Origin of the sequence: Streptomyces qinglanensis, from assembly GCF_900111245.1 — a bacterium.
In the GTDB taxonomy this organism is placed as follows: Bacteria; Actinomycetota; Actinomycetes; order Streptomycetales; family Streptomycetaceae; genus Streptomyces; species Streptomyces qinglanensis.
The window spans coordinates 73,187-97,538 of sequence record NZ_FOGO01000010.1; the positions used below are offsets into that span (position 1 = coordinate 73,187).

At 76.8% G+C, this 24,352-nt stretch carries 2 protein-coding genes (both cut by a window edge); both read right to left on the reverse strand.

All coding sequences use genetic code 11. The features are described 5' to 3' along the window. A protein-coding gene (locus BMX65_RS32205; protein WP_075001888.1) for a non-ribosomal peptide synthetase crosses the window boundary here: on the reverse strand, positions 1 to 22,079 show its 5' portion. The gene continues 2,950 nt to the left of window position 1, outside the view; only the first 22,079 of its 25,029 coding nucleotides appear in the window; it begins with the start codon at positions 22,077 to 22,079; the stop codon falls past the left edge of the window. Continuing rightward, positions 22,076 to 24,352, reverse strand: the final stretch of a protein-coding gene (locus BMX65_RS32210; protein WP_425315514.1) for an SDR family NAD(P)-dependent oxidoreductase. 13,119 nt of this gene lie beyond the right edge of the window; the window shows 2,277 of its 15,396 coding nt (coding positions 13,120-15,396); its start codon lies off the right edge, out of view — the gene reads right to left on this strand; it ends in the stop codon at positions 22,076 to 22,078. The genes BMX65_RS32205 and BMX65_RS32210 overlap by 4 nt, the downstream gene beginning before the upstream one ends.

A 24,352-nucleotide genomic window follows, 5' to 3' on the forward strand; every position in this document is an offset into this window, starting at 1 on the left:
GCGGCGTACTGGATACGGAACGGGGAACTGTCCAGCTCCAGCAGCGGATTGGCCGGGTCGGCGTGCAGGGTCGGCGCCAGCGTGCGGTGGTGGAGCTGCAGCACCGCCTTGGTGAGCCCGGAGATGCCCGCCGCGCCCTCCGCGTGGCCGATGTTGGACTTCACCGAACCCAGCGCGCACGACTCGGGCTTCGCCGCGTCCCCGAAGGCGGTCGCCAGGGCGCGCAGTTCGATCGGGTCGCCGAGCGAGGTGCCGGTGCCGTGGGCCTCCAGCACCCCGATGGTGGCCGGGTCGGTGTCCGCGTCCGCCAGCGCCTCGGTGAGCACCGCGGCCTGCGCGGGCGGGCTGGGCACGCTGAACCCGCCTGCGGCGCCGCCGTGGTTGACGGCGCTGCCGCGGACGACCGCGTAGATGTGGTCGCCGTCGCGTTCGGCCGCCGAGAGCGGTTTGAGGACGACGGCGCCCACTCCCTCGGCGGAGACGTAGCCGTCGCCCCCCTCTCCGAAGGAACGGCAGCGGCCGTCGGTGGAGTGCATGTTGACCAGCCCGTAGCCGACGTACTTGGCCGGGTGCAGGGACAGGTTCACGCCGCCGGCCACCGCCACCGCGCACTCCCCGTCCCGCAGGCTGCGCACGGCCATGTGCACGGCGGTCAGCGAGGAGGAGCACAGGGTGTCCACGGCGACGCTGGGACCGTGGAAGTCGCAGAAGAACGACACCCGGTTGGCGATCTGGCCCTGGCTCAGCCCCAGCGGCACCGGATCGCCGCCGCGCGCGGCGTGCTCGACGCCCAGCAGCGGATAGTCCTTGTGCATCACCCCGGCGAACACTCCGCCGCGGCGGCGGCCGCCGGGACCGGTCGGCGGGCACAGCGACTGCGGGGTGTGCCCGGCGTCCTCGATCGCCGCCCAGCAAATCTGCAGGAACAGCCGCTCCTGCGGGTCCAGCACGGCGGCCTCGGCCGCGGAGATGCGGAACAGCGCCGCGTCGAAGGCGTCCACGTCGTCCAGGAAGCCGCCCCAGGAGGAGAGCGGGCGGCCGGAGGCGCTGCGCAGATGGGCGAACTCGCGGTGGTCCCACCGGTCGCCCGGCACCTCGACGACACTGTCCACACCGCCGAGCAGGTTGGTCCAGAACCCGTCGAGGTCGGCCGCGCCCGGGTAGCGCCCCGCCATGCCGATCACGGCCACCGGCTCGGCCCGCTGCGGCGCGGCGGTGGTTCCGGCGGGGGGTTCGGCAGTCCGCCGCGGGGCGGCAGCCGCCGGCTCCGGTGCCGGGCCCACCGGCGTCCCGGTCGACTCCACACGGCGCCGGTCCAGGGCGGGCCGGGGCAGCGGGGTGCGGCTGCCCCGGTCCCCGGTCCAGGCGGCCATGATCACGTGCGCGTTGGTGCCGCCGTCGCCGAAGCTGTTGAGCGCGGCGACCCGCGGCCCCGGCCACGGCGCCTGTCCGCGGTCGAAGCGGAACGGCGAGGCGGCGAGGTCGAAGTGCTCGGGCGGCTGCTGCCCGCTCAGGTACGGCACCCGCCGCCCGCGCTCCAGCATCAGCGCGACCTTGATGAATCCGGCGATGCCCTCGGCGCACTGGGGGTGGCCGATGTTGGGCTTGACCGAGCCCAACGCGCACTCGGCCGTGGATCCGGAGCGGTACACCTCCCGGACGGCCTTGAGTTCGATCAGGTCGGTCACCGGTGAGCCCGAGGCGTTGGCCTCCAGATAGCCGATCTCCTCGGGGCGGTGGCCGCTGGCGGCCAGGGCGCGGGAGAGGACCTGCTGCTGGGTCGCCAGGTTCGGGGTGGCCGGACCGGCGGTGCGGCCGTCGTTGTTGACGGCGATCCCCTTGACGACGGCCATGATCCGGTCGCCGTCCGCGCGGGCCGCGGCCAGTGGCTTCACCACCACGACGCCCGCGCCCTCGGCGGGGACGAACCCGCCGGCCCGCCGGTCGAAGGCGTGGAACTCCGGTTCGGCGGTGAGCAGTCCGCGCTGCTCGAAGACCTGGTGTGCGGCGGCTCCCTCGATGAGGGTGACGCCGCCGACCACCGCCGCCTCGGCCTCCCCGGCACGCAGCGCCTGGGCGGCCAGGTTGAGCGCCACCAGCGCCGACGAGCACGCGGTGTCCACCACGACGCTGGGCCCGCGCAGGTCGAAGTGGCGGGAGAGGTTGGCGGCCAGGTAGTTCTGCCCCAGCACCACCGGGTTCCGGCTGGCCAGCACCGTCTCGCGGGCGGGCAGCCGCGCGGTGCGGCCGCCGATGTAGACGCCGATCTCCCGGCCCTTGAGCTCCTCGGGCCGGTATCCGGCCGCGCACCAGGCGAACAGCGTCTCTTCCAGGAGCAGCAGGGACTGCGGATCCATGGCCGCGGCGTCGGCGTCCCCGATGCGGAAGTACCCGGGGTCCAGTTCGCGGTCGGCGTCGGCCAGCAGCCCCGCGTGGAAGCCGCCGCCCTCGCCGGGCCAGCGGTCCTCGGGCACCCGCGCGATGGCCGACCGGCCCTCGGCCAGCAGCCGCCAGTACGCCTCCGGGTCGGAGGCGCCGGGGAACCGGCAGGACAGTCCGATCACGGCCAGGTCGCCGTCCCGTGCCCCGTCCTCGGCGGCCGGGCCGTCGGATGTCCCCGAGAGGTCCGCGGCCACCGGGGTTCCCCTCCCCGGCACGACGGCCTGCGATCCGCCGTCCGGGACGGGGACGGGACCGGTCGCGGCGGTCGCCTCCGACCCGGCGGCCGCCTCGGACGCGGCCGGACCGAACGCGGTGCGTGCGGTCTCCGGGTGGTGCTCCGTCAGCCAGGTGGCGAACTCGCTCGCGGTCGGGTGCTCGATCAGCACGGAGGGGTCCAGTTCGACCCCGAGCCGCGTGGAGGCGGTGCGGGTGAGCTCGACCAGCGTGATCGAGTCCGTGCCGTAGTCGTGGACGGGCGTGTCGGGGTCGAGCCGGTCGCGGTCGAACTCCAACTGCTCGGCGATCAGATCGAGCAGCCATCCGGCGGCGGCGGACCGGTCCGGGCCGTCCGGCTGCCGGGCCTCTGCGGTGCGGGCGGTCGCGGACGCCGGGTGCGGTGCGCCCGCGGCCGGGACCGCGGACGGTGTCGCCGTCCCGGAGGTCGCCGTCCCGGAGGGTCCGGAGGCGGTGCCGGGCTCCTTTCCGGGCACCGTGCCCAGGTGGTCGAGCGGACGGTCGTCGGCCGGGACCACGGGCAGTACCACCGGTCCCGTACCGCCGGAGACCACCAGGTCGAGCACCCGCAGACCGTCCTGCGGGGGCAGCGGTGCCAGTCCGGCGGCCCGGTAGGCGGGCCCGGTGCCCGCCGCGCCCATGCCGATCCCGTCCCAGCTGGGCCACTGCACGCTGACCACCGGCACCGCCGCGCCCCTCCGGGCGAGGTCGTCGAGGTGGGTGTTGGCCATGGCGTAGTCGCTCTGGCCCACGGCCAGCGCGGGCAGCGCGGAGGCCACCGAGGAGAACAGCACGACGAACCGGACCGGGTGCCCGGCGACCGCGCCCAGCACCGCCTCGGCGCCCTCGGCCTTGGGCGCCAGCACCCGGCGGGCGCTCGCCGGGGTCTTGCGGGCGAAGGAGAGGGTGTCCTCGTCCACCGTGCCGGCGGCGTGCAGCACACCGCCGACCGGGCCGCACTCGCGCAGCAGCGCGGCCAGCGCCGCCTCGGCGCCCGGTTCGCCCAGCGCCACGGCGGCGGTCCGGATCCGGGCACCGGTCGCGGCGAGATCGAGCAGCCCGCGCAGCTTGCGGCCGAGCGCGTCGTCCTGCCGGGCCCGCTCGGCCCACCGGGCCCGGTCCGGGAGTTCCTCGCGGCCGACCAGCAGCAGGTCGCGCACGCCCCAGGCGGTCACCGCGTGCCGGGCGGCGGCCAGGCCCACGCCCCGGGTGCCGCCGGTCACCAGCAGCACCTCGTCCCGGCCGAAGACCGGTGTCGCCGGGGTACCGGGCGCGGTGTGCTCGCGCAGCACCGGGGTCTGCCGGTCGCCGCCGCGGTACCGCACCCGGCCCCGGCCCTCGGCGGCCGTCAGTTCGGCCGGCACGCGGGCGGCGGCTGCCGCGTCCGATTCGGCCGGATCGAGGTCGAGATGGGTGGCGTGCAGCCGGCGCAGCTCGTGCCCGAGCATGCCGTACAGCCCGGCCACCCGGGAGGCGTGCGGACCGGACCTGCCGGGGCCGCGGGTGACGCCGAGCACGCGGCGCGCACCGGCGCAGGCGCGCTGCAGCCACGGCAGCCAGATCTCCAGGTGGTCGCCGTCCGGGGCGCAGCCGGTCAGGTCGACGACGGTGTCCGCAGCGGGCTCGGCGCCGGCGAGCCCGGCCACGTCCAGCGCGGTCACGTCCAGCGCGGTGGCGCCGGGCAGTTCCCGCAGCAGGTGGTCGGCCAGCGCCGCGGTGCCGGGGGTGGTCAGCACGGTGATCCGGCCCGCATCGCCGGCGGCCGGGCCGGGCGCCGGTACGGGGGCGGGCTGCCAGTCCTCGGTCAGCAGCCGCACCGGGGACTCCTCGGCCGTCCCCGCCCTCGCCACGACGACCTCGGCGAACGCCTCGTCGCGCGCCGTGGGCCGGGCGATGCCGCCGAACCCGTGCTCGTGCAGCAGCCGCTGCCAGCCGTCCGCGGTCAGCAGCGGCGCGCCCGGGATGCGCAGCTCCTCGTCCTGGTAGAGCCACCACCCGTCGAGGAGTCCGAAGGTCAGGGTGAGCAGCGCGGACTTGCGGGTCACCTCGTTGATCACCAGCAGTCCGCCGGGCCGCAGCGCCCCGGCCAGATTGGCCGCGACGGTGCGCAGGTCGCCCGTGGCGTGCAGCACGTTCGAGGCGACGACGACGTCGAACCGGCCGCCCGCCAGCTTCTCCCCCGCGCCCGGCTCCGCCACGTTCCAACGGCCGTAGCGCAGGTAGTCGCGGCCGGGGCCGAACCGGTCCTCGGCCTTGCTCAGGAACGCCGGTGACAGGTCGGTGAACCAGTACTCGGCCGGTCCGCCGACGGCGTCCAGTTCGGGCAGCACGACCGCGGTCGTCCCGCCGGTCCCGGCGCCGATCTCGGCGATCCGCACCGGGTCCGCGCTGTCCCGGACGAACGCGGCGACGGTCTCGGCGACGGTCCGGTTCAGTCCGTCGGCGATGGCGTTGCCCTGGTAGGCGGCCGTCATCCGGTCCAGCGAACCGCCGGGGAAGAGGATCTCGGTGACCGGCCGGACTCCGGTGAGGACGGCGGGCAGTTCGGCGACGCAGTCCTCGACGAGCCCGAGCTGCGCCTGCCAGTACGGGTCGGCCGCCAGCCGGGACCGCAGGTGCGCCCACTCCGGGTCGGCCGCCGGGTCGGCGGCGCGGCGGCCGGCGTCCCGCAGGGCGACCGAGTCGGCGTCGTCGGTGAACCCGGCGGCCGCCAGCAGCCGCAGCGCCTCCTCCAGCCACCGGTGGTACTTCTCGACCACCGCGTACCGGGCGGCCAGCCCGGCCCTGGGTTCGGGCCCGTCCGCGAACAGGCCGAGTTCCCGCAGCTTCACCAGTACTTCGCGGGCCACCCACCGGTCGGCGTCGTCGGGCGTCAGCCCGTCCGCCCAGTCGCGGGCCGCGGAGCCGGACGCCTCCGGTACGTCGGTGCCGGGTGCCGTGAGCGCGCGGGCGGCGGCCGCGTCCGCGGCGGAGGTGCGGGGGGCCGCCCCGTCGAACACGTGCGGGTAGCGGGGCGCGAGGTGTGCCGCGAGGGCGCGGACGGTCGTGTACTCGAACAGCAGGGTCGGCGGCTGGCTCTCGCCGACGAGTTCCCCGACGGCGGCGACGAGTTCGAGGACCTGAGCCGACTCGATGCCGAGGTCGAAGTATCCGGACCGGACGTCGAGGGACTCGGGCTCGCGGCCGAGCCGGGCCGCGAACACCCCGCGCAGCAGCGCCTCGTCGGCGCTCGCGGACGCGGGCGCGTCCGGTGCGGCAGGGGGCGCCGGGCGCCGGTCCGCACGGTCGACCAGCTTGCTGGACAGCCCGCTGAGCTCCGCGACCTGGCGGCCGAGCGCGTCGAAGAGCTGCACGTCGAGCGTGACCAGCTCCGGACCGCGGCGCACGGCTGCGGTGTCGACCCGGGCGAAGCAGCGCGCGGGCAGCGGTCCGGCGGCGCGGAACGAGGCCACGTGCACCGGCAGGTAGGGGCCGGGCCCGTCGGTCATCAGCAGGCCCGGTGCCACGGCGCCGGCCAGCAGCAGCGCCGGGTCGAAGGCCGGAGCCCCGGGGCCCCGGTCCCGCCCGTCCACGCGGGGCGCGAGGAGTTCGGCGACCAGTGCACCCGGGCACTCCCAGACCTCGCCCTCGGCGCGCGCGGCACCGGTGTAGACCTGGCCCGCGCTCTCGTCGGCGGCGTAGACCTCGGCCAACGGCAGCCGCCGGGTAGCCGCCGCCCGCGCCGCCGGCACGTCGAGTGTCCCGGTGAGTGCCGCTGTCTCCACGGCCAGTTCGGCAGTGGCGTACGTGCCGCTTCCGTCGGCCACGGTGACGCTCCAGCGGCGGCCGTCTCCCCCGGGGACGCCCTCGACGGTCAGCCGCACCGGGCGGGCGTCGGTGACCTCCAGCGGGCGGAGCGCCGTCAGGTCGGACATCCGCAGCGTGCCCGCGGGGTGTCCGTGCGCGGCGAACACCTCGTGGATGAGGTCCACGTACCCGAGCGCGGGCATCAGCGCCCGGCCGTCGACGCGGTGCCCGGCGATGTAGGGCGTGTCCATGGACAGCACGGTCTCCCCGCGCAGCACCCCGCCGGACCGGTCGTCCTCCTCGGCGGGTGTCCCTGCGGTCCCGCCGGAGGCGGACGCGATCGGCTCGTACCCGGCGGACCCGGCGGACCCGGATGCCGCGGAACGGGGCGGTGCGGACGCGGCGTCCGCCGACCCGGGCTCCGCGGACGCGGCGTGCTCGGGTCCAGCGGTGTGCCGCGGGCCCGCCAGGTCCTCGGCGGCCTCCGGCAGCCAGCAGCGGTCCCGCTCGAACGGGTAGCCCGGCAGCGGGACCGGTGCGGGCGGACGGGCGCCCCAGGCGGCCCGCCAGTCCACCGCGGCGCCGTGCACCCAGGCGGCGGGGTCGGTCTCGGCCGCGCGCTTGCGGTCCGCCACGCCCGCGGCCAGCGGGTGCGAGCCGTCGAGGTGGCCGCGCAGGGCCCGCACCAGCGCGGCGGTGTCGTTGAACTCGGCGGTGAGCCGGTGCGGCAGGTGCTCCCGGCCGACCTGCAGCGTGTACGCCAGCGCAGCCGGGGCGGTCCCGCGGCCGGTCGTGTCGAGGAAGTCGGCCAGCCTGCGCGCGGACTCGGTCAGCCGCTCCGCGCTCCGGGCCGAGAGCACCGCCCGGTACGGCGGGCGCTGCTCGGGTGCGGGGCGCTCGGCCGGCAGGTACTCCTGGAGGACGAGATGGGCGTTGCTGCCGCCCGCGCCGAACGCGCTGATCCCGGCGAGCCGGGGCAGGTCCCGGCCGTCCGGTCCGGTGCGCGCGGGCCAGGCGGCCAGTTCGCGCTGCACCCGGAACGGAGTGCCCGCGAAGTCGATGTCGGGGTTCGGCGGATCGGAGTGCAGCGAGGGCACCAGGGTGCGGTGCCGGAGCTGGAGCAGCACCTTGGTGACCGCGGCGATACCGGCGGCCGACTCGGCGTGCCCGATGTTGGACTTGACCGAACCGATCGGGAGGGTACGCGCCGCGGCCGCGGCGTCGTCCGCGAAGGCCCGGGACAGCCCGTTGATCTCGATGGGGTCGCCGAGCGAGGTACCGGTGCCGTGCGCCTCCAGGTAGTCGAGTTCGGAGGGGCGTACCCCGGCCCTGGCCAGCGCCTCGGAGACGAGCGTGCCCTGTGCGCGCGGGTTGGGCACGCTGTAGCCCTTGCTCGCGCCGCCGTGGTTGACCGCCGAGCCGCGGACGACGGCCAGGATCCGGTCCCCGTCGGCCTCCGCCGCGGACAGCCGCTTGAGCAGCACGGCTCCGGCTCCGTCCGCCGGGACGAAGCCGTCGCCGCCGTCGCCGAAGCTGCGGCAGGCGCCGGAGGGCGCGAGGAATCCGCTGCGGGAGAGTTGGAGGTACTTCACCGGGTGGCTGGTGATGTTGACCCCGCCCGCGATGGCGACATCGCAGTCCCCGGTGCGGATGGCCTGGCAGCCGAGGTGGATGGAGGCGAGCGACGACGAGCACATGGTGTCCACCGCGATGCTCGGCCCGTCGAGTCCGTAGAAGTAGGAGACGCGGTTGGCCACCGCGGCGTACGAGGAGGAGGTGGCGGCTCCCCCGCGGTGCAGCGCCGCGTCCACGCCGTAGAGCTGGTAGTGGCCGTACATCATGCCGACGAACACCCCGGTGCGGACGGCCGCCAGGTCGGCGCGGGTGCGGCCGGCGTCCTCCAGCAGATGCCAGACGGTCTCCAGGAAGATCCGCTCCTGCGGGTCGAGGTGCCGGGCCTCGACCGGGGACATCCGGAAGAACATCGGGTCGAACTTGTCGATGTCGCGCAGGAATCCGCCGGTGCGGGTCGCGGTGCGGCCCGGCGTACCGGGCTCGGGGTCGTACCAGCGGTCGTGGTCCCAGCGGTCGGCGGGCACGTCCTCGACGCAGTCGCGGCCCGCGCGCAGGTTCTCCCAGAACTCCCACAGGTCCTCGGCCTGCGGATAGCGCCCGGCCACCCCGATGATCGCGATGTCCTCGTCCGGGCGCGCCGGGTGCGGCGCCGGGTCGGCGGCCGGGGCCGGGGCCGCCGCGGTGGGCACGGCGGAATCCGCCGGGACGGTGGGCACGGCGGAATCCACCGTGGCGGCAGGCGGGTTCGGGACCGCCGTGGCCGCGGGGATCGCCGAGGCCGCGGGGGCCTGTGCTGCCCGGTCGTCGCCGAGGGCCGCGGCCAGTGCGCCCGCGTGCTCCGCGGCGAAGTGGTCGGCCAGCTCGCCCAGGGTGACGTACTCGAAGAACAGCGTCTTGGACAGCGGCCCGAAGTGTTTCTCCAGGGCGGTGGTGGCGCTCATCACGATCAGCGAGTCGACCCCGTAGCTGTCGAAGTCCTCCTCCGGATCGATGTCGTCCGCGGGCATCCGGAGCTGCTCGGCCAGCAGCCCGGCGAGGAACGCACGGGCCCGTGCCCGCAGATCGCCGGACCCGGCCGCGGACTGCGCGGCCCCGGCGGTCCCTGTCGCCACGGAGACGGCACGGTCCGCGGCTGCGGCCGCGGGGACCGCCGCGTGCGCGGTCGCCCCTGCGCTCGTGCGGCCGCCTCCGGCCGCACGAGCCGGGTGCTCCGCCCCGGGGCGCGGCGCCGCGGTGCCGCCGAGGGCGGTGGCGATCCGGTCGGCGTCGCCGGGTGCCAGCAGGACGGACGGCGACGCACCGGCCAGGGCCCGCTCCAGGGCCGCCATCGCGGGCCCCGTGCGGACCGGGCGCATGCCGAACCGGTCGGCCATGGCGCTGACCACGGCGGGGTCGGCCGGCACTCCGCCGTCGGTCCACAGCGGCCACTGCACCGACAGGCTCGTTCCGGACCGCTCACCGGCCGCGGCACGTGCGGCACGGCGGGCCGCGAGCCGGTCCAGGTAGCCGCTGGCGGTGGCGTGGTCGGCCTGGCCGACGTTGCCGAACGCGGCGGCGGTCGAGGAGTAGGCCAGGAAGTAGCGCAGCGGGTCGTGCCGGGTGGCCTGGTCCAGCCAGGCGGCGCCCAGCACCTTGGGCCGCAGCACGGCGTCGGCCTCGGCGCGGGTCTTCCGCAGCAGGAAGGAGTCCTGCAGGGTGCCGGCCAGATGGGCGACGCCCACCAGCTCGCCCGCCTCGCGGGCCTGCTCGACCGCGCTGCGGACACCGTCGCGGGTGGCGAGGTCGGCGCGGACGAACCGGATGTCGGCGCCGGTGCCGCGCAGCCGTTCGAGTACGGCGGGCTCGGGTGCGGTCCGTCCGGCCAGCAGCACGGTGGCCGCCGGGTCCCGTTCGGCCAGCCGGGCGGCGAAGGCCAGTCCGAGAGCGCCGGTACCGCCGGTGACCAGGTGCACGCCCGGCCCGCCGGTGAGCGCCCCGGGGCCCTCCGGGAGTTCGGTGCGCTCCCAGCCGCGGACCAGCCGCGCCCCGGGCTCCACCAGGACCTCGGCGGGCCCGGCCTGGGTCAGCTCGCCGCTCAGCACGGCCGCGGGGTCCAGACCCGCGTGGCCGACGACGCGCATCTCCAGGTCCGGGTGTTCCCAGCCCAGCGAGCGGGCGAAGCCGGCCATGGCGCCATGGAGTTCGGGATGGTCGGCGGTGCTGTCGTACAGGTACAGCCAGCGGGCACTCCCGCGGCGCGCGGCGACCCAGGCGGCGGCCGTCTCCCGGGCCAGGTGGAAGCCGTCGTCCAGCGCGTCCTCCAGTTCGGCACGGCCGGGCGGGGTCTGCACCAGGGTGAGCGGCGCGGGTGCGTGGGCCAGCCGCGCCACCAGTGCGGCGACGGGTTCGCCGGGACGGCGGGTGACCACCTCGGCCGGGGCCGCGGCGGCGGCGAGCCCGGCGGGAGCCTCGCCGAGGAAGACCACGGTGCCCGGGGCCGGCGCGGGCTCCTCGGCGGCGTGCGTCCAGACGGGGACGAACGCGTGCGGCGCCTCGGCACCGCTGTCGGAGGCCCGGCTGCCGCCGGAGACCCGGCCGGCGTCGGCGGCACGGTCGGCACCGGAGGTGCGGGCGCGCAGCGCGAAGCCGTCGACCCGGCACACCACCCGGCCGCCCTCGTCGGTCAGCGTGAGGTCGAACACCTGCACTCCGGCGGCCGAGCGCTTCCGGACGGCGTGCACCAGGCAGCGGTCGGGCAGCGCGTCCAGCAGCCGTATCTCCTCCACGGAGAAGGGCAGATAGGGCACCGGGCGCCCGTCCTCGGCGCGGGCCGCCACGGTGTCCACGATCCAGCCGACGACCTGGAGCGCGCCGTCCAGGAGCGCGGGCTCGAAGCGGTAGGCGGCGGTGTCGGTACGGCGGGGCGCGGGCAGCTCCAGCGTGGCCAGCGCCTCGTCGGCGGAGTGCCGCACCTCCTGGACCGCGCGCAGGCTCGGCCCGTAGTCGAACCCGAGCGCCGCGACCCGGTCGTAGCACTCCTGACGGGTGCGCACGGTGTCGCAGCGGGCCCGCACGGCGGCCACGTCCAGCCCGTCGTGCGGCGCCGGGTCACCGGGGCGCAGCACACCGCCTGCGTGCCGCACCGTGCCGCCGTCGGGTGCGTCCCCGTCTCCGTCCGCGGCGGAGACGACCTCGAACGGGACGCCCCCTTCGTCCGCCGCGCTCTCGTCCAGCCGGACCCGCAGCCGCAGCCCGTCCGGACCCGGGCGCACGGGGCGGCCCCACACCAGGCCGCCGATGGTGTGCACGGGTCCCCGGCCGGAGAGTTCGCCCGCCAGCCGGCCCAGCTCCAGGTGGACGACGCCCGGCAGCACGGGCTCTCCCCCGACCTGGTGGTCGGCGAGGTAGAAGGCGTCCGGCCGCAGGTGCTTCTCGTAGGCCCGGCCGTCCGCGGTGGAGACCTCCGCGTCCAGCAGGGTCGGGTGCAGCGGCGCGGGGTGCGGCGCCGCCGGACGCGGCGTTCCCGGCGCGGGTGCCGCGGCGCCCGCCCAGTGCCGGACGCGCTCGAACGGATATGTGGGCAGCGGCACGCGCTGTCCCCCTTCCGCACAGGTCAGGTCGGCCGGGCCGGCGTGGACCCAGCGGCGGGCGCGGTCGAGCAGGGTGCCGGCGGCGGGGTCCGAGGGTGCGGCCGTGCCGGTTTCCGCCGCCCGCCTGCCGCGCTTGCGGGCGCGGCCCCGTACCAGGCCCGCGCGTTCCTCGCCGTCGGCGAGGGCGCGCAGCGCCCCGATCAGCTCCGCGCGGTCCCCGGCCACGGCGACGGCGCGCTCGGCCATCTCCTCGCGTCCGGTCAGCAGGGTGTGCGCGACGTCGAGGAGCCGCACGTCCGCGGCGTCGGGGCGCTCCAGGTATGCGGCGAGCGCCCGGGCCCGGCCGGCCAGCGCGCCCACGGTACGCGCCGACAGCGGGAACGCCAGCGGTCCGGTGGGGTCGGGTGCGGGTGCGTGGCGCCCGGCCGGTTCCTCGAGGACGAGATGCGCGTTGGCGCCGCCCACGCCGAACGAGCTGAGTCCGGCGATCCGCGGCCGCCCGGCCCGGCGCGGCCACGGTGTCGGTGCGTCGAGCACCCGGAACGGTCCGCCGTCCAGCTCCAGATACGGATTCTGCTCCGTGTAGTGCAGGTTGCCGGGGAGCAGTTCGTGCCGCATGGCCAGCACGACCTTGAACAGTCCGGCCATGCCTGCCGCGGTCTCCAGGTGGCCGATGTTCGACTTGACGGAGCCGATGCCGCAGTACGGCCCGGCGGGCAGCGGTGCGTCGCGCCGCCGGGCGAGTTCCGCGAACGCCGCGCGCATGCCCGACACCTCGACGGGGTCGCCCAGTTCGGTGCCGGTGCCGTGCGCCTCCAGGTAGTCCACCTCGGCGGGGTCGACACCGGCGGCGGTGTAGGCGTCCACCAGCAGGGCGCTCTGCGCCTCGGTGTTGGGCGCGGTCAGCGAGGAGCTGAGCCCGCCGTGGTTGGTCGCGATCCCCTTGAGCACGGCGTGCACGACGTCGCCGCGGCGCTCGGCCTCGGCGCGGTCGCGCAGCACGACCACGCCGACGCCCTCGCCGCGCACATAGCCGTCGGCGCCGCTGTCGAAGGTCTTGCAGCGGCCGTCCTCGCTGAGCATCCGGCCGTCGGCCATCGCGGGATACACCTCGGGCGACAGCAGCAGGTTCACCCCGCCCGCGACGGCCAGGTCGCAGGCGCCGGTCCGCAGCGCGGCGGCCGCCTGCGCGACCGCGGTCAGCGAGGAGGAGCACGCCGTGTCGACCGCCACGCTCGGGCCGCGGAAGTCGAAGAAGTAGGAGACCCGGTTGGGCACCAGGGACTGGGCCACACCGGTCCCCGCGTGTCCTTCGAGGTGCCGTCCGCCGTCCCGCTGGAGTTGTGCGTACTCCACGCCGGAGACGCCGATGAACACGCCGACCCGGGTTCCCGCGAGCGCGGAGGGCCGCAGCCCGGCGTCCTCCAGCGCGGTCCACACCGCCTCCAGCACCAGGCGCTGCTGGGGGTCCATCAGCTCGGCCTCGCGCGGCGAGATCCCGAAGAACGCCGCGTCGAACCGGTCGACGTCGTCGAGGTAGCCGCCCCAGCGGGCGGCCCGGCCGGTCCGCTCGCCGTGAGCGCGGCCCAGTGCGCGCCAGTCCCACCGCTGTGCGGGGGTCTCGCTGATCAGATCGTCCCCGGCGGCCAGGTGCCGCCAGAAGGCGTCCAGGTCGGGCGAGCCCGGCAGCCGCCCGGCGATGCCGATCACCGCGGTCTCCGCCGCCCCGGGCGCGGCGGGTACGGAGGGCCCGGAGGGCTCCGCGGGGTGCTGCCCGGACTGTTCGGGGCCGGCTGCGGCGAAGACCTCGGGGTGGGTCTCCAGCAGGTGCGCGGCGGCGGCCCGCGGGGTGGGGTGCGTGAAGAACGCGGGCGGCGCCAGCTCCACCCCCCAGGTGCGCCGGATGCGGACGCTCAGCTCGGTCAGCCGCACCGAGTCCACGCCGAGGGCGCCGAACCGGTCGGTGATCTCCACGTCGTCGGCGGGGACTCCGAGCAGCTCGGCGACGAGGTCCGCGAGCTGCCCGGCGAGCGCCTCGACGGCTGCGGCCGGGGCAGCTCCGTCCGCGGGGGCGGAGGACGCCGGGGCAGACGGTGCCGGGGACGCCGGGGTGCCCTGCCGCGCCCGGGACGGGCGGGGCAGCGCGGCCAGTCGGCCGCGGTCGAGCTTGTCGTTGGCGGTTCGGGGCAGTTCGGCCAGCTCGATGAGTTCGTCGGGGACCATGTAGTCCGGCAGCCGGACTCCCAGGTCCGCGCGTTCGGGGCGCGGCCCGCCGGGCGCCGGGGTGTAGAAGCAGCGCAGTACCGCGGCCCCCGCACCGGTCCGGGCCAGGACGACGGCTGCGTCGGCCACCCCCGGCAGCTCCCGCGCCGCCTGCTCGATCTCGCCGGGCTCGACGCGGTGGCCGCGGATCTTGAGCTGGGCGTCGATCCGCCCGAGGTACTCCAGCGCCCCGTCGGCGGTACGCCGCACCAGGTCGCCGGTGCGGTAGAGCAGCGGCGCGGTCTCGGGGTCGACCGGATTGGCCACGAACCGCTCGGCGGTCAGCTCCGGACGGCCCAGGTAGCCGGCTGCCAGCCCGTCGCCGCCGATGTGCAGTTCGGCGGGGACTCCGGCGGGCACCGCACGCCCCGCGCCGTCCAGCAGATGGAGGACGGTGTTGGCGACGGGCCGGCCCAGGGTGATCGGTTCACCGTCCCGCACCCTGGCCACCGAGGACCAGATGGTGGTCTCGGTGGGGCCGTAGAGGTTCCACACCTCGGTGGTACGGGCCAGCAGTGCGCGGGCCGTCTCCCGGTCCAGCGCCTCGCCGCCGCAGAACGCGCGCAGCCCGCGGCCGCCGTTCCACCCCGCGGCCACCAGCATCCGCCAGGTCGCCGGGGTCGCCTGCATCACCGTCGCGCTGCCCGCTTCCAGTGTCCGCCGCAGGGCGAGGCCGTCCCGGGTGACGGCCGACGGCGCGATCTCCACGCTGCCGCCGGTGACCAGCGGCAGGAAGAGCTCCAGCGCCGCGATGTCGAACGAGACGGTGGTGACGGCCAGGATCCGGTCGCGGTCGGTGAAGCCGGGCTCGTGCCGCATCGACCACAGCAGGTTGACCAGCGCCCGGTGCCCGACCCGCACCCCCTTCGGGCGTCCGGTCGAGCCGGAGGTGTAGATGACGTACGCGTCGTCGTCGGGGCCGGGACCGGCGGCCGGGGCCGCGGCTGCGGACGGGCCGGACAGGTCGTCGTGCGGGCCGGAGTCGAGCCGCAGCACCGGTGCGTCGATGCCGTCGGCCGCCTCGCTCGTTCCCCGCTGCGCGACGACCAGCCGGACGGCCGCGTCGTCGGTCATGTGCCGCAGCCGCTCGGCCGGGTAGCCGGGATCCAGCGGAACGTAGGCGGCGCCGGAGGCCAGCACTCCGAGCAGCGCGACCACCAGGTCCGGGCCCCGGTCCACGAGGACGGCGACGGTGTCGCCGCGCCGCACGCCGCGGGCGCGCAGCCGATCCGCGAGGGCGGCCGCGCGGGTGTGCAGTTCGCGGTAGCCGACCTCCTCTCCCTGGCAGACCACGGCGGTCCGGTCGGGGTGCAGTGCGGCGTGTTCGGCGACCAGGTCGACGACCGTGCGCCCGCGCGGGTAGTCCCGGCGCGCCGTCCGCTGCTCGGCGGCGGCCAGTTCCCGTTCGGCCGCGGTACGCGGGTCCAGGTCCGCCAGCCGACGGCCGGGGTCGGCCAGGCACGCGGCCAGCAGGGTGCGGAACCGCTCGGCGAAGCCGTCCACCGTGGCCCGGTCGAAGAGCTGGGGGTCGTACTTCAGTGTGAGTTTGCCGCCGTCGGCCGACTGGACCACGTCCGCGGTCAGTTCGAACTCGCCCTCCTGGTGGACGCCGTCCACCAGCCCGCGCACCAGGGCGGGTCCGGAGCGCTCCGCGATCCAGTTCTGGAAGTAGAAGGCGGTGCTGACCAGCGGCCCGCCGTGGTCCTCGGCGATGCGGATGAACGGGTGGTCACCGTGTTCGACCGCGTCCAGCGCCTCGGCCCGCACCTGGCGCAGCAGGGTGCCGAAGGTGTCCTGGGGGCCGGGCTCCACGGTGACCGGGACGAGGTTCACGAAGTAGCCGACGGTGCCCGCGAACCGTCCCTCGGGGCGCCCGGCGACCGGGGTGCCGACGGTGATCCGGCGCTGTTCGACGTGCCGGTCGAGCATGGCGATCCAGGCGGTGAACAGCACCGCGAACAGCGACACTCCCGCCTCGGCCGAGTACCGCTCGGCAGCCGCGATCAGCTCCGCGTCCAACTGGTGCTCGGTGCTGGCCCCGTCCAGGGAAGGGGCCTCGGTACGCGGCCGGTCGGTCGGCAGCCGGAGCAGCTCGGCTCCCGCCGTCCGCTCGCGCCAGAACTCCCGCAGCCGGTCACCGCGCGGCCCCGCGAGCATGCCGCGCTGCCAGTCCGCGAAGTCGGCGTAGTCGGCCGCCGGTTGCGGCTGCGGCACCGGGCGGCCGTCGCGCAGGGCCAGGTAGGCGTCGGTGAGCTCGTCGAGCAGGACGGCTATGGAGGTTCCGTCGAACACCGCGTGGTGCAGGGTGAGCAGCAGCGCGTGCCGCCCGTCGGGGACGGTGTGCACCTCGGCCCGCAGCAGCGGCCCCCCGGCCAGGTCGAACGGCTCCCGCACCCGGGCGCGCAGCCGCCGTGCCAGGGCGTCCGCCTCGGCGGCGGGTACCCGCTCGTGGCTGAAGGCGAACTCGGCCGCCGGGCGTACGACCTGCACCGGGGTGCCGTCCTCCTCCGCGAAAACCGTACGCAGCGCCGGGTGCCGCGCCACCAGGATCTCCAGCGCCTCGCGCAGGGTGGCGAGGTCGGTGTCCGCGTCCAGCCACACCGCCACGGGCAGGTTGTAGGCCGCATTGCCGGGCGCGGTCTGCTCGATCACCCACAGCGCCCGCTGCCCCTCGGACACGGCGCGCCGCTCCTCGCCGCCGCGGGGCGCGGCTGCGGAAGCCGGTGCGGAGACGGGTGCGGCCGGCGGTTCCTGGGCGGATGCTGCGGACGGGGCCGGTGCCGGAGTCGGCGCCGGTTCCCGGGCCGCCGCCGGTTCCGGGAGCGCGGCGCCGGACGGCTCGCCGGAGGGACCCGAGGACGGGGCGCCGGAGGACGGCTCGCCGGAGGGAAGGACGCCCGCCTCGGACAGGTGGGCCGCCAGGCGGCGCAGGGTGGTGTGCTCCAGGATGTCGACCAGCCGCACCTCGGCGCCGTAGGTCTCGGCGATCCCGGTGACGACCTGCATCCCGGTGAGGGAGTCGAAGCCGTACTCGGCGAGCGGGCGGTCCGGGTCGATGTGCTCGTCCAGCTTGAGCCGGCCCTCCACCAGTGCCCGCAGTCCGGCGGGCACCTCGTCGGTGCGGGCGGCCGCGGGGTTCCTCCTGGGCCGGGCCGGTGCCGACAGGGCGACCTGGCCGGTGCCCGCCTCGGCGACCAGCACGGTCTGCCCGAGGTCCGGGCCGCCGGAGGCGGCGGCCACCTCGGTGAATCCGGCCTCGCGCAGCAGCCGGGTCCAGGTGGCGGGTTCGGCCAGCGGCGAGTCGGGAATCCGCACCTCGCCGTCGCGGAAGGACCACCAGCCGTCCAGCACTCCGCCTGCGACGGTGACCGAACCGCGGGGCTCGGTGAGTTCGTTGAGCACGAGCCACCCGCCGGGACGCAGCAGCGAGCGCACCGAGCGGAGCGTCTCGGCCAGGTCGGGCGTGGCGTGCACGACGTTGGTCGCCACGACCACGTCGTGGCCGCCGGGCGTGAAGCCCTGCTGCGCGGCGTGGGCGCGCAGATCCAGCAGACGGAAGCGCAGATGCGGACGGTGCGCGCCGAACCGGGTGCGGCCGTGCTCCAGGAACCGCGGCGAGACGTCGGTGTAGACGTAGTCGACCCGGGCGGCCTCGGCGTCCAGCGCGGGCAGCACCCGCTCGGTGGTCGCACCGGTGCCTGCGCCCAGTTCGACGACGGACACCTTCTCGTCCGGTGCCAGGTGCGGCAGCCGGGCGCGCAGCCGCTCGGCGACCGCGTCCCGCACCAGGTCGTTGTAATGGTCGGTGAGCGGATTGCCCTGGTAGAAGCCGACGGCCAGGTCGAGCGAGGCGTCGGGGAAGAGGATCTCGGTCGCGTTGGCCCGGCCGCGCAGCACCTCGGGATAGGCGGCGAGGAACCGCTGGACCGGCAGGATCGTGGAGGCGACCTCGGGGTACTCGGTGCGCAGCCGGTCGAGCGCGGCGTCGATCCCGGCGGTGTCCCAGGCGTCCGCCGTGGCCCCGAAGGCGGGCAGCGCCCGCACCGAGGAGCCCTCCTCGGCCAGATGGCCGGTCTGCACCAGCAGGGTGAGCAGCGCATCGGTCTGCCGGGCGTGCGCGGGCACGATGCCGAGCCGCTCCGCCAGCTCGGCGCGGTCGACCGGCTCGCTCGTGCCGAACGCGCCCATCCGGCGCAGCGCGACGACCAGGCCGCGGGCGACGAGGGGCTCCAGCGCGGCGTAGGCGGCGCGCACCCGGTCGACTCCGGCGCGGTTCCGCGGCGCGGCGTCGAGCAGGCCGCGGACGGCCCCGAGTCCGCCGCCCCCGGGCACCGGGGCGGCCAGGAGGCCGGTGTCGGACGGCGCTGCGGCGTCGGAGGTGCTGGACGGGCGCCGGGGACCGGACGCCGCTCCGACCCCGTGCGCGGGGTAGCCCGCGCCGTTCGCCGGGCCCGCGGCCGTCGCCGGGTCGGCGCTGCCCGGGGCGTGCACGCCGTCCGCCGAGCCCGCAGGGCCCGCAGAGTCCGCCGTCCCGGCGGAGTGCGGCGCGTCCGCGGTGTCCGCGGTGTCCGCGGTGTCCGCCAGCGCGGCCAGCGCCGCCGGTTCGGCGCGGATCACCATGACCTGCGGCTCGGATCCGGCCAGTACGCCGGCGAGTTCCGCGAGGCCCTCGTCCGGGGCGAGCTCGCCGATGCCCAGCGCGCGGAAGATCGCGGGCAGTCCGGCCCGGGCTCCGGAGCCGACCGCGCCCCAGTAGCCCCAGTTGACGACCCGCACCGGGTAGCGGCGGGTGGCGTCCAGGTACCGGCCCAGCGCGTCCTGGCAGGCCGAGGCCGCGGTGTAGCCGCTGTTGCCGGAGCTGGAGCCGAACGACCCGGTGGAGGAGAACAGCACCAGGAAGTCCGGGTCCGCGGCGGCGGCTGCCGCGTCGAGGGCGAGGGTGCCGTCGGCCTTGGCGGCGAGCGCGGAACGGAACTCCGCGCGGGTGAGTTCGGCCATCGGCCGGTCGTCGAAGGTCATCGCGAGGTGGAACACCCCGTGCACGGCGCCGAACCGGTCCCTGACCCCGTCGAACGCGGCAGCAACAGCCGCCGGGTCGGAGACGTCGGCGCGCAACTGCACCAGCTCGCCCCCGTGCTGCCGGGCCCGCTCCCGCTCCGCGTGGTGCCCGGGGCCGGGTTCGGTGCGGCTGAGCACGACGACGGTGGCCCGGAACCGCTCCGTGAGGTGCCGGGTGAGCAGGGTGCCGATGCCGCCGGTCCCCCCGGCGAGCACGTACACCCCGCCCTCCCGGTAGGGCGGCGCGGAACTGCCGGAGGCCGGGACCAGGGTGCGCGTGTACCGGTGCCCGCCGCGTACCGCGACGGCCCGGCCCTTGGGGTGCGGGCGCTCCGCGAGGACCGCGGCGGCCCGGTCGGCGACCGGGTCGAGGCGGCCGACGTCCACGCACACCACCCGGGTGTCCGGGAACTCGGCGGAGGCGACCTGGGCCAGCCCGTGCAGCGCCGCCCCCATCGGGTTGTCGCCGGGGCTGCCGTCGACCGGGTGCACGTCCGAGGTGACCACGCGCAACTCGCGCGCCCGCACCCGGGTCAGTACGTCGAACACCGAGGCCGCGCCCTGGTCCAGGTCGGCAGCGCCGGGGGGCTCCGCGCCGCCGCGCACTCCGCCGAGATGGATCACGGTCCCGGCCCGGTCCGGCAGCCGGTCGAGCACCGGGCCGGCCGGGTCCGGCTGGTCCAGCCACACGAGCCGGACGTCCCCGGCGGCCACCGCGAGGGCGGCGGCGAGGTCCCGCGCCGCTTCGGTGGCCAGCACAAGGACGGGCCCCTCGGGCCCCTCGGGCGGAGCGGCGGCGGGCACCGGGCCCGCGGGCTGCCAGCGCGGCACGAACCGGCCGAGCTGATCGCGCTGCTCCGCGACGCGCCCGTCGGCAACCGTCCGTTCGCCCGCGGCAGCCGCGTCGGGTCCGGGGCGCACCGGCGCCGGGGGAAGGGCGGGGATCCAGCAGCGCTTGCGGGCGAACGGGTAGGTCGGCAGCGCGATCCGGCGGGGTGCCCGGACTCCGGCGGCGGGGCCGGGCAGCCGCGTCCAGTCCACGGTCGCGCCGCGGGCCCACAGTGCCCCCAGCGCGGTCAGGTCGGCCGCCCGCAGCGCCCGGTCCACCTCGGCGCCGTCCCCGGCCCCCGGTCCGGTGCCCTGCGCTCCGCCGTCCGGCCCGGCGCCCGCGCCCTCCGGACCGCGCGGGCCTGCTGCCCGGTCACCGGACCAGTGCGGGCAGGCGGGTTCCCGGCCCTCGGCGGCAGCGCGCAGCGCCCGGTAGAGCGCACCGGTGTCGGCGACCAGGAGGGCCAGCCGGACATCCATCGGGCTGCGGCCGACCCGCAGGGTGTGGGCGATGTCGGCGAGTTCGGCGCCGGTGCGCGGCAGCTCGCCCGCGTGCCGCGCGGCCTGCGCGGCCAGCGCGGCGACGGTGCCGTCGGCGGGCGGCGCGGCGGGCAGCGGCAGCCGGTCGGCCAGCAGGCGGCGCAGCCGCGGCCATTCGGCCGCGGTCAGCCCCAGGTCGCGCAGTTCGGCAGCAGGGTCGATGTCCTCGGAGGCGACGCCGAGCACCTCGGCGACCGCGGCCGCGCAGGTGCGTTCGGCCGCGCCGTTGACGGGGTGCGGCTCACCGTCGTCGAGGAAGTCCGCGAGCCGGCCGGCGGACTGCCGGAGCTGCTCGTCGGTACGTGCCGAGACCACCACGAGCTGCGGGGCGCGGTCCGGGCGTTCGGCGGGCGGCGCCCCGGCTGCGGCGGTCGGCTCCGGTACGTACTCGGCCACGACGAGGTGCGCGTTGGCGCCGCCCCCGCCGAAGGAGCTGATCCCGGCCACGCGGGGCCGGGCGATGCCGCCGACGGCCGGGGACGGCCAGGGCTGCGCCTCGCGGGGGATGTGGAAGGGGGTGTCCCGCAGGTCGATCTCCGGGTTGAGCGGTTCGGCGTGCGGGGACGGCGCCAGGGTGCGGTGCCGGAACTGGAGCAGCACCTTGGTGAGCGCGGCGATGCCCGCGGCCGACTCCAGGTGGCCGATGGTGGACTTGACCGAGCCCAGCGCGCAGCTTCCCGCGGGGAGCCCGCCGAAGACCTCGCGCAGTCCGGCGATCTCCAGCGGATCGCCGAGCGGGGTGCCGGTGCCGTGCGCCTCCAGGCAGCCGACCTCGGCGGGGTCCACCCCGGCGCGGCGCAACGCCTCGGCGATCACCGCGGCCTGGCTGCCGGGGTCGGGGACGGTGTAGCCGCTGGTGCGGCCCCCGGCGTTGAGCGCGCTGCCGCGGATCACGCCGAGCACCCGGTCGCCGTCGGCGACCGCGGCGGCCAGCGGTTTGAGCAGCACGGCGCCGACGCCCTCCCCGTCGACGAAGCCGTCGGCACCGGCCCCGAAGGCGCGGTTGTGCCGTCCCGGGGAGATCATCCGCCGGTCGGAGAGGTGCCACAGGTGGGAGGGGTGCAGGATCAGGTTGACGCCGCCGGCGAGGGCCAGCGCCGACTCGCCGCTGCGCAGGCTCTGCACGGCGAGGTGGAGGGCGGTCAGCGACGAGGAGCAGGCGGTGTCCACGGTCAGGCTGGGGCCGTGCAGGTCGAGGGTGTAGGACACCCGGTTGGCCACCGACCAGTGGTTGGAGCGCGCGTGGGTGAACACGCCCCGGGCCTCGGCCTCGCCCCCGATCCACTCGTAGTCGTTGTTCATGACTCCGGCGAACACGCCGACCGGGCCGCCGTCGCCCAGGGACCGCGGCGGGTATCCGGCGTCCTCGGCGGCGGCCCAGGCGGTCTGCAGGAACAGCCGCTCCTGGGGGTCCATGTCCTCCGCGTCGCTCGGCGAGATCTGGAACAGCAGCGGGTCGAAGGTGTCCACGTCGTCGAGGAACCCGGCCCATTTGCTGTAGCTGCGGCCGGGCCCGCCCGCCGGGTCGTAGTGGTCGGCCGCGGACCACCGGTCGGCGGGGACCTCGCGTACGCAGTCCCGTCCGGCGCGCAGGTTGTGCCAGAACCGGTCGGGGTCGTCGGCCAGCGGGTAGCGGCCCGCGACGCCGATGATCGCGACCTCGGTCGCGGGCGCAGGCGCGGCGGCGGCGAGGCCGAGGTCGGCGAGGATCCGCGCGAGCAGTTCGCGGCGGTCGGCCGGGGCCTGTCCGGTGACGGGGCGGCCGGGCTCGGACGGCGCTGTCATGCGGTATCGCCCTTCTCGTCGGTCGTGGTGGCGAGAGCGCCCAGGAGCGTGAGCATCCGGTCGACCTCGGCGTCGGACAGTCGGTCCACGGCGGCCCGCAGCGGGCCCTGCGCCGGTGCGGGTGGCGCTTCCGGCTCGGCGGGCCGCGGGCCCGGCCGGGGTGCGGGCAGTGGGTCCGTTCGCGGCTCGGGCGGCGTGCGCCGCGGCTCGGGCGGCGGCACGGCGGACGGTGCGGGCGCGGTGGTGTGCGCGGGCTGCGGCTGCAGGGCGGCGGCCTCGAGGGGTGCGGGCCGCGGCGCGGCCGGTTCCGGGCCGGCGGCCGTCCGGCGGCCCGCGCGGGAGTGCAGATGGTCCGCGAGCCGCCGGATCGTCGTCCGCTCGAACAGCAGCGTCGCGGGCAGCGAACCGTGGTCGGCTTCCAGCGCCTTGGTGAGCTCCAGGGCCACCAGGGAGTCGACCCCCAGGTCGGCGAAGGCCGCGTCCGGTGCGAGCCGGTCGGCGGGCAGTTCCAGCACCCGGGCGAAGACCGCGGTCACCTGCCGCTCGGTCGCCTCCCGTGAGGTGCCGGCCGGCGCTGCGGACGCCTCGGCGCGGCGTGTCCCGGCGTGTTCCGGCACTGGGGTCTGCTGCTGCGGCCCGGCCTGCTCCGGTGCTCCGGCGTGTCCCGGTGCTCCGGCGTGCTGCGCGGATCCGGTCGGCGCGGCCGGCCGCGTCCGCAGCCCGTCGGAGCGGCCGACGAGCAGGCGCTGGTCGGCGGGTTCGTCCGGCAGCGCCAGTTCGGCGGCGGGCGCGAACCCGGCCGCCGCCAGCGCGTCCAGCCAGCGGGGCGCGCTGAGCACGGGCGCGGCCGGCAGCCGCAGCGCGGTGTCCTCGGGCAGCCACCAGCCGCTGGTCAGACCGAAGACCAGGGTCAGATAGGCGGCGGGCCGGACGCCCTCGTCGACCACCAGCAGACCGCCGGGCACCAGCAGGTCCTTGACATGGTCGAGGGTCGTCCCGATCCGCCGCGTCGCGTGCAGCACGTTGGCGGCCAGCACGACGTCGTAGCCCGCCTCGTCCCCGAACCCCTGCTCGCCGGGCGGGCGTTCGATGTCCAGGACGCGGAACGCGGTGCCCGCGCGGTCGCCGAAGGCGCGGCGGCCGTGCCGGACGAAGGCGGACGACAGGTCGGTGAAGGTGTAGTGCACCCGGTCGCCGAACGGTGCCAGCGCCTCCAGCGCGGCACGTGTGGTGGCGCCGGTGCCCGCGCCGACCTCCAGGATGCGGACCGGGCCGGCCGCCCGCTCCCGGGGTGCGGTGCGGACCACTTCGGCCAGCAGCAGGCCCAGCAGCTCGTTGTACTGCTCCATGACGGGATCCGCCTGGTAGAAGCGGGAGACGAGGTCGGAGGATCCGTCGGGGAAGAGCACGTCGACCCCGTCGCGGCGGCCGGTGAGCACGTCGGGCAGCGCCCGCACGCAGCGCACCAGGAGTTCGGCGGCGGGCCGGGCACCGGGGTGCTCGGCCACCAGCGCGGAGGCGGCCCGGTCGGGGTCGGCCCAGGCCGCGGCGACGTCCTCGGCCCGCGCACGCGCGGTGCCCTCGAACAGGCCGCCGGTCAGCCGCGAGAGGCCCGCCGCGGTCAGCATCTCCAGTGCTGCGCCGAACAGGGCGCGGTGCTCGGGCACCACGCCGAGCCGGCCGGCGAGTGTGTGCCGGTCCTCCGGGTGCCCGGGGTCGAGACGGGCACCGAGCGCGCGCAGCGCCCCGGCCAGCAGGCGGGCCGCCAGCGCGTCGAGCGCCCGGTCGGCGCGCAGATGCGCCGCGGCCCGCCCGGCCCGGACCGGGTCGGAGGCCACCGGGGGCACGGGCAGCGGGGTTGCCTCGGCATGCCCGATCTGCTCCACACCCGGGCCGGGTTCGACCCCGATCCCCGCCAGCACGCGCTGCTCGGCCTTGCTGGCCACCACCTGCGGCAGCGAGCCGCCCGCGACCCGCTCCAGCGCCCGCATGCCCTCCGCGGCGCCGATCGGGGTGACGCCGGAGGCCGACAGCCGCTCCAGGGCGCGCTGCCGGTCGCGGTCGCCGCCGTCGTGCCAGAAGCCCCAGTTGACCACGCGTACGGGGAAGCGTGCGGTGCGGCCGAAGGCCAGCGCGTACGCGTCCTGGTAGACGCTGCCGGCCGCGTAGCCGGCCTGGCCCTGGTTGCCGCCGAAGGAGATGCCCGAGGAGTGGAAGAGCGCCAGGTCCAGCGGCTCGTCGGCGATCGCGTCGCACAGCACCCGGGTGCCCTC